Genomic DNA, 11249 nt, shown 5'->3' with positions numbered 1-11249 from the left:
CACGATCGGGATGGTCAGCCCCATCAACTACGAGAACGCTGCGGCCACCAACCGGGAAGCCGCATAGAGGAAACCTCCACGATTTGGGGGGAACCACAGCTCGGCCGAGTTCGCCGCCGCCCCGCTGGCGTGGGTACTTGACCCCATCGACGGCACCAGCAACTACATACACGGCATCCCGCTGCATGCAATCTCGCTGGCACTAGCCCACTTCGGCACACCCATTGTCGCGATCACCCACATCCCGGCACTCGACTCGACCTACCACGCGACCCGCGGCGGGGGTGCGTTCTGCAACAACCAACCCATCCGGGCACGCGACACCCCCGATCTGCGCCACGCCATCGTCAGCATCGGTGACTACGCCACCGGGCAAGACGCAGTCACCAAAAATCGGCAGCGAATCGCACATCACGACAGCCCTGATCTCATCAGTCGAGCGCATCCGTATGTTCGGAGCCGCCAGCATCGACCTCGCCTTCGTCGCCGCGGGACTGACCGACGCCGCCATCATCGACGGCAACAAACCCTGGGACACCGCTGCAGGCGTACTCCTGGTACGCGAAGCCGGCGCCACCGTTAGCGACCTCAGCGGCAACCCGCACACAGCCACCGCGGCAAGCACACTCGCCGCGACCCCCGCCATCGCAGCACTGCTCACGCAGCTCATCGGCCAACCCGGCTGACCTCCATGCGGGCGGCTACCTCCGAGCTGCGCTTCGCTCCCTTCGCGTCCGTCCGCTGCCGCTCCCGTCCGCGCCGGTCGCTTCACTACGCCCTACGTCCGCCGCCCGCCACGACGACAACCACCGACCCAAACGCTAGAACGAACTGCGATCGCGGTGGCTCGGCGCGAGCACGTACCTCATGTCCGCACGCGAGGCCACTGAATCGTCACCGCTGGCACACACCGGTAACCCGACAGCACGCACCATCGGCGACCCGGCTTGTGAGAACTTTCTTTACTGGTATCAAGGAGGTCGGGCTCATGCGCCGGGGTATCCCTGATGTCGCCCGGTGGTTTCGTCCCACACGTTCTCGCCCGGTGAGCATCACCGCTACAATCTCCGCATGGGCGACAACCTTCGCGTCGATCCAGCCCAGTTGCGGGTGACCAGCACCCGTTGGCACATGGAGGCTTTCGATCTGCACGCCGCGCCACCAGCACTGGAACCGTCTGGCGGGTGGCCCTCGGTGCTCGCCGCCGCCGGGGTGACCGGCGCGGCCCAGGTCGCCACTGCCGACCTGCACACTAATATCGCCACCACCGCCGGGATGACCCAGGTCGCGGCGACCGGTTATGAGGTCACTGACTCAGATGCCGCGGACATGCTGAAAAACGTGGTCACCACGAGCACCGGAACAGCCCGTAGCGCGTGATCCCCACCCAGTCGGCGTTGCGCGCCTACACGGTGTCGCATCTGACCGAGAATGCCGCGCACTGGCACGACCTGGCGGCGCGGCGCCGCTCGGTGGTGGGCACAATCAAGAGCCAGGCCGACTCGCTGGACTGGCAGGGTCAAGGCGATGAAGCGATGAAAGCCGCGATGGCCCGCCACGCCACCACCGCCGAACGGCAAGCCGAGCTGCTGGATACTGCAGCGGCCACCGCCGAGGACGGGGCCGCCGTGCTGCACCGGCAACAGCACTCCATCTTCGCCGCCGTCAAGCAGGCCAACCAGTCAGGGTTCGCGGTCGCCGAGGGCTGGACGGCCACCGACGCGATGTATGCGCCGGGCTCGATCGGCTGGTACGCCCGGCAGCCCACCGCCCAGGCCATCTCCGCCGATCTGCGCGTCCGGGTGACCCGTTTCACCGGCCAGGAAGTGCAGACCGCCACCGACGTGGCGCGCTCCGCCGGTGAGCTGGGCGGCGAAAGCGCGGTGCGCGTCCACATCCAGGCCGTCGCCGCCATCACCACCACCCACACGCCGAATCCGACGGTGCCGCCATCACCGCCAGCCCCCTCAGCATCATCGCTGCTCGATGCCTTGACCGGCGCTAGCCCGCTGATACGGCACGTATCACCACAGGCCGCGGCCTCAGCAGCAGCACCAACGTGGCAAGCCCCACCAGCGGCCGGCGCGCTAGCGGGCATCGCGCCGCCGGTGCCGCTGCCGCCAGGTGCCGGCCCCCTGCCCGCCTTCGGAGGCAGCGTCGGTGGCGGGGCCGCGCCTGGCACCGGCGGCGGCTGGCTGTCCTCGCTGGCTGCCCGGCTGAGTTCGGGGATCGCCACCATGGCAGCCCCGGTCAGCACGGGCGCGGTCTCGACGGCCGCCACCGCGATCAGCGCACCGGCCGCTGCTGCCGCGGTCGCCGCGGCAACCCCGCTAGCACACGTCCAACCCCACCCGTCGCCGCCGACCGCCGAACCCCCAGCGACGCAGTTTGCCGATCCCGGCCAAGTGCGGCACGAGCACGCACCGCAACACCTGCCCTGCACCGATCCCCCGCAGGCGCAATCCCCGCACGCGCGCCAATCCCCGGCCGCGCAGTCATCGCCCCCCACCCCCGCGCCCGTCACACTCGACCCCGGTCCCGCCAGGACCGCGCCGTCTGATACAACACCCGGGACTGGCAACAGCGCTGTCCAAATGCTGGGCTTCGGCCCGCCAGGGCTCGTATCGGCCCCGGCGACACCATCTTTCCCCCTACCGCGTGACCCGACCCCCCCACCCATGCCGGTCGACCCTAAAGACATGAGCGCCGAGCAAGCGCTCGCAGAATGGGCCCAAGTTAACGCTGAGATACGAGCGTGGAACGCCCGATGCGGCCTCGAAAACGTCGGCCCGCTGCCGCCGGCCCAATACAACGCCTGCATTGCCTCGCGCGGTCCTCTCCTCGAACGCCAAACCGCAATCCGGGCACGCTTAAACGACTTAGGCATACCCATAGAAGGCGAACCCGCCCCAGGCCCCACGCAGCCGGGTACAACCGGTTCCGAGCCCCCGCCAAACCAACCGGGTACGCCTTCAAGCCCGAGCATTACCGATCAGGCCACGCAAATCGGTAAAGATGTCATGGAACACGTCCCTAAGGGCTCAAGACTAAATTCCTTGGTCGATAGGCTTAATCAATTGCACATCGGCAATCAGCAACAGGCCGCCGAGGCGGCAGACGCCGCGGCGAAAGCGGCGTGGGGTCAAACTGGGGGTATTGTCAACGGGCCTAATGGAGCAAAGCTGGTGCTACCCGCTAACCTGAAGTTCGGGGAAGCTATCATGGTAGCCCCGGACGGAACGCTTTCTGTATTTCGCGGCGATCTCTATCAGTTTTTGCCGAAGTAGTGGAGTAGTAGGCGATGAATGTAACTTTGTATGCAGCAGTAGTCAACTTCGAGGTTTATCTCCTGATGACCATGAAGCCGCGACTGTCTTTAAAAGATACCCGGGGCCTATTAGATGCCAAGCTGGCCAAGGCAGGGCTATCTTTGGACGAGGCAGTACGTATTCACGATCGGGTAGCAGACGCCCTCAGCGAAGCGACATCGCGATTTCGAGACATGAAGACACTGTTAGGAGTTCTTGACGAGGACGCCACATCACTGAAGTACAACAGCGCGTTGTGGCCCGGCTTCAAATTCAACGCCTACGCTGACGCGAACGGACTACTTGAGTCAGCGGGTTACACGCACACCGAGCACACATCGCTCGATGTCGAATCTCCGGCCCAGCTGGCAGCTTGGAGTTGCGACATTCCCGAATTTGATGAGCGTTTCGGTCCGGCTATTCGACGTACCAAAAGGCCGCTATTCGACGACATCCTTCCCGCGGAGGAAGCTTATGAGTTCTTGTGGAACGAAGACCGCTATGGGGCGGAATTCCTTTGGGGCCTATTCTTGCAAGCTTCGATGGTCTGGGAGTGAGCTCGCCAAGGTGCGAAATATCCGAGAGTTGCGCAACAAATTGGCAGTCCTCAATGGCCCATATCATGAAGCGTTGCGGGTTCGGCGCCGCCCACGTGGGCCAGCAATAGGGGAGGCGTCAGGGAAGTGCTGCACTGCGGGGAATCGGCTATGAGGCAACGCTGTCCGCAGAGGTCATCGTCCGGCGGTGGTATCCGCGTAGGACTGAAGGAACTTAGGCAGGAACGCACATGACGTACGCAGCAAGTGACGAGACGACGCTCCCCAAACTGCCTGCACAGATGCGGTGGGTGGTGCTGGTGGACAAGCGTCAGCTCGCGGTGCTGCTGCTAGAGAACGAGGTACCGGTCGCTTCCGCGACAGACACGTTGGATGCGCGCGGTGATATCGACTACGAAAACCAGCCGGTCGACGCAGTGGAGCGGCTATGTCGGCGTTTGGCTGACCAGGCGGTGCGTCAGTGGGGTTTTATGCAGGGTCTCAAGCAAAAGCTCGGACCAGGTGTCGACGTGCGGATGAAGCTAGTGGAGTGGAACCGGTGAGCATTAATGCCCCACCTGTGGGGGTAGCTTACGGATTTGCAACTAACCTTAAGTGTGCGTGTCGAAAACACCACCTGTTGAAAACGTTCTGGACGGCCTGGAAGGATGAGCAGCTGCCCGACGGCACCGTGATCTGGACCGCGCCCAACGGAGGGACCTACACCACCCGCCCCGGCAGCTGGATCTTCTTTCCCGCCTGGAACACCACCACCAGCGACTTGCCCCCAACACCAACCCCCGCAACTACTATCGGTGACCGCGGCGTGATGATGCCCCACCGGCAACGCACCCGAGCCGCCGAGGTCGCCCGCCGCATCAAATCCGAACGGGCCCTCAACGATGCCCACGTGGCCGAACGCAACAAGCCACCACCATTTTGACCAAGAGCGCTGGTGCACCGAAACGCGTGCCGGACAGCAGAATACGGCCCTTGCTGTCAAACGAAGACAGCGGATTCGCCTACCGCCGGGGTTCAATTGACAACCGGCGGGACTTCATTCAGCCGTATTTCCCGGGCAGCTATCACTGTCTGACGGGCGCGCCCGGAGCCGCTCGCGTTGATCACCTCGCCGATGGATGGTGTGATTCCTCGTAAGGCTTCGCCAGTGTCGTGTCTGGGCGATTGGCCATCCCGGGCCAGGCCTGACGCGCAGTGCGCAGATCGGCGCGGGACTGGGGCTCAAGCCGTCACTGCAAACTCGATACGGCGGCATCTTAGTGCCTGTTTGTGGTTCCCCCCAAATCGTGGAGGTTTCCTCTATGCGGCTTCCCGGTTGGTGGCCGCAGCGTTCTCGTAGTTGATGGGGCTGACCATCCCGATCGTGCGCCTGGTCACGATGGCGCCGACGACACCAATACCGAGCACGCCTTTCCCACTACCGACGAAGGCAGAAGCAATGATCCCGATCTACGGCTGCAGTACTAAGCAAAGATCTGCTGAACAAACGATTTCTCGGGCATGCTACCACAGTACTTCTGGCATGGATCGGGCTGGCAGCGGCTTCCGGTCAACTGTTGGACTGGGCATTCCACGTTGCCAAGCACGGCTGGTGGGCGCCGCTCGCCCTCTGGATGTGGCTGCTTGGTGTGCCGTTGGCCGGTTGGCGGCCGTGGCCGCGCCCCATCGAGGAGACCTACCAGACACCCAATACGCGTATCCGAGTCGTCAAGGGCGACCTCTTCGACAACGAAGCCGAACATCTGGTGATCACGATTTGCGACACGTTCGATACAGCGACGCCGGACATCATCGAGCGTAAGAGCCTACAAGGCCAGGCGCTGGATCGAATTTACAACAACAACACTGCCAAGCTCGATGAGGACTTGACTGCCGCATTAAACGGCATCCAGCCAATCGGGACTGTCAACAAGAAGGGTAAGACGCTTCGCTACCCTGTCGGAACCGTCGCAATCGTCGACCAAACGAGGCGCAAACTCTACTTTGTCGCGCTCACATACATGGACGAAAACAACAACGCGCGGGGTACCCCCGACGGGCTTTGGAACAGCTTAAACCGGCTGTGGGAGGCCATCGGTCGTTCATCCAATAACCGAGCAGTCTGCATGCCCGTGATCGGTGGCGGGCTCTCACGCATGTCGAACATCGTTCCGACACAGGATTCGCTGCGCTTCATAATCCTGTCGTTCATGTTTGCAGCCCGGAAGAACACGGTGTGCGACGAATTACGCTTAGTCCTTCGCCCCGAAGACTACGAAAAGCTTGACCGGCTTGAGTTGCAAGCTTTTCTGACATCGCTAAAACCGTCATGAGCGACGAATCAGCGCTAGACGTACCCGAGAACCCGGCATGCGCGTTCTGCGACTACCTTTCCGGCCGACGACCGTTCACGGTAGCTGCCCGCACCCGTCAGATCGCCGTGCTCGTCACGCGCGAACAACGTGGGCTTCCGCACCTTCTGGTCGTCCCGGTGGCACATCGAGAAACGATTTTGGATCTTTCCGACAGTGAAATTGCCGCGGTGGCTGTAGGTGTGCGCGCCGCGGCCCAAGCAGTCAACGAAGCCTATGCGAGGCCGGGAATTGCCGTTTGGCAAAACAACGGAATCCCGGCGCACCAGACCATCGCGCACGTCCACTTCCATGTGGCGGGAACTCTGCCAGAAGGTGGGACCGATTGGGGAAGGGTCCCGGAAGAGCCGTTGGAACACACCGACGCAATCGCCCGCATCATCACTCCTCATCTCCACTTGGCTTGACGCGGATATCAGCGGTCAGCGGCTCGAATCATGAGATTCATGACTGCGAAGCGCGATTGGAAATATCGTGCGTGCGGCAACGTCCTTGTTCGCTTTAGTTTTAGTGGCGCAACGGGCCCCGAAAAGCCCGACGAACTGCGCCGTTTGAGTGCGGCACGGCACCTCCGTGGATCGTGTGATTTGTGACGACGGAGTGGCATCGCGATCTTGCAGCTACTTCGGCCAGGGGCTTGAGGCCGGCGATGCTCGCCGCGTCGCGTTGGTACTTCCGATAGGTCGGACCACTCCAGACACCAACTGCTGGGCGTTGCATCGAACGTTTCCGACGTACGCTTCGAGCCATGGCCACGCGTGAATCGCTTCTACGATGGCAAAGCGCGCTGGATGACATGGAGCAGTTCGGTGCGATGCCCAGCGGCCAGCAGCTGCGACAGCAACTTAGCAATCCGCAAGCGCAGGAACTCGTCCGCCCCGGCGGTCCCCTCTACGGCTTCTTCTACGGGTACATCACCCGCTTCGTGACAGCTCCATTTCACGCTCTGTGGTCGACCGACCATCCGACCGACCCCGCTTTGCTGGCAGCGCTACAACCGGTCGCGGACGCCATTACTGCCCTCAGCCCGCATGAGGAGATATTGCCGCAATGGGATAACCTTTCGGCCGTCGTCCATGCTGCCCGTCTTTCGGTCGACGTTGAGTCAATGAGCGAGCCCACGGTAGACACGATCATCGCCGACATTCTGTCGTCACTTAGGACGACGCTGCTAGTTTCCTGCGTGGGTCAGAAGGGCTCGATTCGGCTGATAGCGGAGGAGTTTATTCGGCACGCGCGGAGCTTCGCAAAATCGACAATCGCACCTCTCAAATGCTATGACGTAGCCACAAACACCTTCGTAGACAAGGAGTCTCCGACGACGCTCAGCCTTGTAGGGTTCAAGTACTTTGCCAACCGCGACGACCCGCCGAGCGACCCTAGCGTCGAATCTCTGCCGGAATCTCCGCCCGCAGTCGCCAAACAATTTGCGGCACAGGCGATTGTCGACTTCTACACCGACTGGGAGGAACATTACCGCCGAGAGCTAGCAATCGCTCATGGGTGCAGTCCCTATGACTTCCAGATTGATTACTTCGGGGATCTGAATCGCATGCGGCAAGACTACGTACACAACCGAGGCGTATGCAGCGGATCAGTGCACTGCAGGCGCCTGAAGTGGTTTTCGCGGGGTGACTTGATGATTCCGACGCCGCAGAATTACGTCGAATTACTCGCCGCATTTCCCATCGAAGAACTACGTCAGAAGCCGAGCCCCCGAACCAGTGGCACTGACAGGGTGTCGATACGCGCCAGCATACCCGTCATTAGGGAATTCGAACAGCTTGCGGGTCAAGTGCGAGAGTCCAAAAGCGACGCCCTTAACGAGGCACTCTCCGATTGGATTGCAGGTAATACTATAGCGGGAGAATGACTTTCAGCATTCTCCGACTCGTTGGGGGCTTTCCGCCACCCATGTCTCGCTCGGCTCGCCGTTTGGCGGCCTTTAGTTGGCCGACTCTCAACCAAATAATCGACAATCAGCGCGCGAATCGAAGCGACGGATATGACGTCCGCAAGCCTGCGTCGGAGTATCCAAGGTGACAACGACGACGGCGCCAAGCGTATCTCGAAGTCGCCACGCCAGCGCCGCGCGGTAGCTAACTTCGGCTCGTCGCGCATGCCGCAAACGTTCCACGGCTTCGGACGCATCGCGCAAAGTTCGCGCTCTGCGCGGTTCGCCGCGTGTCGGGGTATAGCCCAATTGGCAGAGCGCCTGACTGAGCGTGGACAGACGCCTAGGCTGGTTCGGTTTCAGGTAAGGGTGGCGGTCAGGCAACTTTTGCTGGACTATTACGTTTCTGTCGCCACATCTATCCGCTCGACAAATCGTCGCACCGCCTTGACTGCCTCCTCAACTGTGGCGGCAAGTTCAAGGTGATCCAGCCCCTCCAATGCCCCCGAGTAGATTGGCGGCCAATGCGGCAGCGCGGTGACTTGGGGTGGCCACGGATGCTGAGCGCGTGCTTCAAATACCGCGATGCACGCGCTGCGCGTTGGCAAGAGATCGCTATCGGGCAGCAGTCCTTCGAGAAGCTGCAAGTCCACCAAGTCGTGAGCGCGATCGTTCACTCTCGGCGCTTCGAGCACGGCGGTCACCGCGTGGAGCTTCTGCGCGATCTGCCAGGGAATGGTCATACACGGCACCGCGACCGCTGCGGGAACGCCGACAAGGCCGAGAGCATCCGAGGTAAGAGTGTCGAACTGGTCGGCATTGCCGGCTTCGACGTTGGAGACCTCGATGGGAACAGATACGAAAGGCTGGCCACGGTAACTCAGCTTGGCGGTGAATCGGCGAGGCTTGACCGGCATGCCCGGGACGTCGATCTCTTCGGGAACGGTGAAGGTAGCTGTGAACCCCTCCCACCCAGTCTCCCCCGCATCGGCCAGCTGCTCATGGACCGTTGCGATGTCGCGGCGTGCGACCGTGTCGAAGTCTTTGGAGGTCCGTGAATCGGGGATCCCTCGGCGCAATTCCAGCGACGATCCGCCTTTAACCAAGAGCAGCGGAGCACCGCTGTCGTCGGTGAGCATGGCTGCGAACTGTGCGACGACGATCATCGCGATGTGCCGCTGTAGTCGACCGAACACGACACCTTGCCGCTGCGCTGCCTGGGTGAGTCGATCTCGCAGCGAGCGCAAGTTCGTCGGCGGCGAAGAATAGGGCTTGGTCACGCCGATGCTCGCTTCGTCCGAGCGCGTACTCCGGCGGCGGGTTGATCGAGCGCAGCGCGTAGCTCAGCTGCCGGCGCACGACGTAGCGTGCCCTCGGCTTCGGCTCGCTCGATCGCCACCCGAAGCTGATAAGGATCAGTGCCCGCCTTCAGGCAGTCTCTGATGGTGCGCACAGCCGTCGTGACGGGTATGCCGTCGACCAAGGTGATGTCGGTTGCCTGGAGGTCGCGGCGGTGAAGTCGGTACAACTCGCCCCCCGCTGCGCGCGGATGGTTCTCGCGTGGGACCGTGAGATGGATCCGCGAAGGGTTGACATCCGAGAGGGCGTGAAGCCCCAAGGCCGACTCATGCGAGATGACACCACGGCCCAAAGTCCACGAGACCGCTGCTGCGAGATCGTCGTGCTCACCGCGCGGCAAGACGGGCACCCGGTACACACCACGACCAGCACGCTCAAGACGCCCGCGTGCGGCCAGAAGACGGAGCTGCACGGGGTCCACACCGATATCCCGCGCGTCACGAGTCGTGACGTAGCCATGTTGCTCGGCGGCAAGTTCAACAAGCCGATCCCAGATAGTCATGTGCTTAATCGTATCAAATAGATACGATTAAGCACACAATACTGCGGCGGCTGGTGATTTGACTGGCCAAGAATCAATGTTCGTCGTGACTGGCCAATCGGCAGCGTGACAATCCCTCTCACTGTCGGCCCTGCAAAGTAGGGTCAGCTTCGTGACAAGTTCTTAGGGGTGCCCCCTGGGCTTGCGAGGCTCCAGCACGCGCGCCCAAGGCCGTCGGACTTGCCGGGAACGCTGCGGTCAAGCCGTCGCGCCACGGTGCGGGGCGTGGCTTACGATGCCATGCATGGGTGATGAAGTGCACGTCAACCCCGACGGATTGCGCGCAGCTAGCTCCGGCTGGCATATGGAGGTTTCCGAACTTCACGCCGCACTGCCGTCGTTGCAACCGCCCGCACCCTGGCCCACGATGCTCGCCGCCGCAGGTGTGACCGGCGCAGCCCAGGTCGCCACCGCCGACCTGCACACCCAGATCGCTGCCACCGCAGGGATGACCCAGGTCGCGGCCACCGGCTATGAAGCCACCGACTCGGATGCCGCGGACTTGCTGAAAAACGTCGCCGCCACGATCACCGGGACAGTCCGTAACACGTGATCCCCACCCAGTCGGCGTTGCGCGCCTACGACGTGTCGCATCTGACCGACCATGCCGCCCACTGGCGTGACCTGGCGGCGCGCCGCCGCTCGGTGGTGGGCACAATCAAGAGCCAGGCCGACTCGCTGGACTGGCAAGGCCAGGGCGATGAGGCGATGAAAGCGGCGATGGCCCGCCACGCCTGGGCCGCCGACGACGAGGCCGAGCTGCTGGATGCCACTGCGGCGAGCGCCGAGGTCGGTGCCAGCGTGCTGCATCACTACCAGCGCTCCATCCTAGCCACGGTCGGGCAGGCGCACCAATCGGGGTTCGCGGTGGGCGAGGACTGGTCGGTCACCGACGCGATGTATGCGCCGGGCTCGATGGGATGGTATGCGCGACAGCCCACCGCCCACGCGATCGCCGTCGACCTGAGAAGCCAGGTGACCCGTTTCACCGGGCAGGAGGTGCAGACGGCCACCGAGGTGGTGCGCTGCGCTGGTGAGCTGGGCGGACAGGGCGCGCTGCGCGGCCACATCCAACAAGCCGCGGCAATCACCAGCCCCGCGCCGAACGCGGCGGTGCCCCCATCACCGCCAGCCGGTCAGCGCAGTCGGTGATCGATGCCTTGTCCGGTGCCGGTCCGCTGCTAAGGCATATCTCACCCTCGGCAGCAGCGGCGGCAGCATCGTCGTTGCCACCACCAA

General features: G+C 62.8%; 12 protein-coding genes and 2 pseudogenes. 12 read left to right on the top strand and 2 right to left on the bottom strand.

The window, feature by feature from the left end; translation table 11 throughout:
- Positions 1–124: 124 nt before the first annotated feature.
- The 10 genes and pseudogenes from CDN38_RS31995 to CDN38_RS23190 form a co-directional block, all read left to right on the top strand.
- Positions 125–295: pseudogene (locus CDN38_RS31995) on the top strand (inositol monophosphatase family protein); the annotation flags it as partial.
- Positions 296–356: 61 nt separating this feature from the next.
- Complete coding sequence (locus CDN38_RS31990) at positions 357–686, top strand: inositol monophosphatase family protein (protein ID WP_267888218.1); 330 nt, start codon at positions 357–359, stop codon at positions 684–686.
- Between the two features lie 385 nt (positions 687–1071).
- A complete protein-coding gene (locus CDN38_RS23225; RefSeq protein ID WP_233026823.1) occupies positions 1072–1380 on the top strand; it encodes a hypothetical protein in 309 nt (102 codons plus the stop codon).
- Positions 1377–3287, top strand: a complete 1911-nt coding sequence (locus tag CDN38_RS23220) for a WXG100 family type VII secretion target (protein WP_233026822.1) — start codon at positions 1377–1379, stop codon at positions 3285–3287. The genes CDN38_RS23225 and CDN38_RS23220 overlap by 4 nt, the downstream gene beginning before the upstream one ends.
- Positions 3288–3301: 14 nt before the next feature.
- Entirely contained in the window at positions 3302–3865 is a 564-nt protein-coding gene (locus tag CDN38_RS23215; RefSeq protein WP_075509582.1) for a hypothetical protein, read from the top strand.
- A 230-nt stretch (positions 3866–4095) separates the two neighbouring features.
- Entirely contained in the window at positions 4096–4407 is a 312-nt protein-coding gene (locus CDN38_RS23210; protein ID WP_075509581.1) for a hypothetical protein, read from the top strand.
- 41 nt (positions 4408–4448) lie between these two features.
- Positions 4449–4787 (top strand): annotated as a pseudogene (locus CDN38_RS23205) (hypothetical protein); the annotation flags it as partial.
- Between the two features lie 634 nt (positions 4788–5421).
- Positions 5422–6177, top strand: a complete 756-nt coding sequence (locus CDN38_RS23200) for a macro domain-containing protein (protein WP_099319209.1) — start codon at positions 5422–5424, stop codon at positions 6175–6177.
- Entirely contained in the window at positions 6174–6623 is a 450-nt protein-coding gene (locus tag CDN38_RS23195) for an HIT family protein (protein WP_082277435.1), read from the top strand. Before CDN38_RS23200 ends, CDN38_RS23195 begins: the two co-directional genes overlap by 4 nt.
- 341 nt (positions 6624–6964) lie before the next feature.
- Positions 6965–8089: a hypothetical protein gene (locus CDN38_RS23190; RefSeq protein WP_075513618.1), complete on the top strand. Its 1125-nt coding sequence runs from the start codon at positions 6965–6967 to the stop codon at positions 8087–8089.
- A 419-nt stretch (positions 8090–8508) separates the two neighbouring features.
- Here the strand turns inward: CDN38_RS23190 and CDN38_RS23185 are convergent, their stop codons facing one another.
- A complete protein-coding gene (locus CDN38_RS23185; protein WP_075513619.1) occupies positions 8509–9390 on the bottom strand; it encodes a nucleotidyl transferase AbiEii/AbiGii toxin family protein in 882 nt (293 codons plus the stop codon).
- On the bottom strand, positions 9387–9971 hold the full coding sequence (locus CDN38_RS23180; RefSeq protein WP_082275213.1) for a type IV toxin-antitoxin system AbiEi family antitoxin domain-containing protein: 585 nt from the start codon (positions 9969–9971) through the stop codon (positions 9387–9389). Before CDN38_RS23180 ends, CDN38_RS23185 begins: the two co-directional genes overlap by 4 nt.
- 283 nt (positions 9972–10254) lie before the next feature.
- Between CDN38_RS23180 and CDN38_RS23175 the strand changes: the two genes are divergently transcribed.
- Positions 10255–10563 (top strand): hypothetical protein, encoded by a 309-nt coding sequence (locus tag CDN38_RS23175; protein ID WP_233026998.1) that lies wholly within the window; start codon positions 10255–10257, stop codon positions 10561–10563.
- A complete protein-coding gene (locus CDN38_RS23170; protein WP_075513622.1) occupies positions 10560–11162 on the top strand; it encodes a hypothetical protein in 603 nt (200 codons plus the stop codon). The genes CDN38_RS23175 and CDN38_RS23170 overlap by 4 nt, the downstream gene beginning before the upstream one ends.
- Positions 11163–11249: the final 87 nt, after the last annotated feature.

This window comes from Mycobacterium ostraviense (assembly GCF_002705925.1).
Taxonomy (GTDB): domain Bacteria; phylum Actinomycetota; class Actinomycetes; order Mycobacteriales; family Mycobacteriaceae; genus Mycobacterium; species Mycobacterium ostraviense.
This window is presented reverse-complemented; position numbering and strand designations above follow the sequence as displayed.

Bases quoted from the DNA above. Each gene is read 5' to 3' on its own strand.
- CDN38_RS23175 (WP_233026998.1), top strand. From the start codon at position 10,255: ATGGGTGATGAAGTGCACGTCAACCCCGACGGATTGCGCGCAGCTAGC.
- CDN38_RS23215 (WP_075509582.1), top strand. From the start codon at position 3,302: ATGAATGTAACTTTGTATGCAGCAGTAGTCAACTTCGAGGTTTATCTC.
- CDN38_RS23195 (WP_082277435.1), top strand. From the start codon at position 6,174: ATGAGCGACGAATCAGCGCTAGACGTACCCGAGAACCCGGCATGCGCG.
- CDN38_RS23180 (WP_082275213.1), bottom strand. From the start codon at position 9,971: ATGACTATCTGGGATCGGCTTGTTGAACTTGCCGCCGAGCAACATGGC.
- CDN38_RS23225 (WP_233026823.1), top strand. From the start codon at position 1,072: ATGGGCGACAACCTTCGCGTCGATCCAGCCCAGTTGCGGGTGACCAGC.
- CDN38_RS23190 (WP_075513618.1), top strand. From the start codon at position 6,965: ATGGCCACGCGTGAATCGCTTCTACGATGGCAAAGCGCGCTGGATGAC.
- CDN38_RS23210 (WP_075509581.1), top strand. From the start codon at position 4,096: ATGACGTACGCAGCAAGTGACGAGACGACGCTCCCCAAACTGCCTGCA.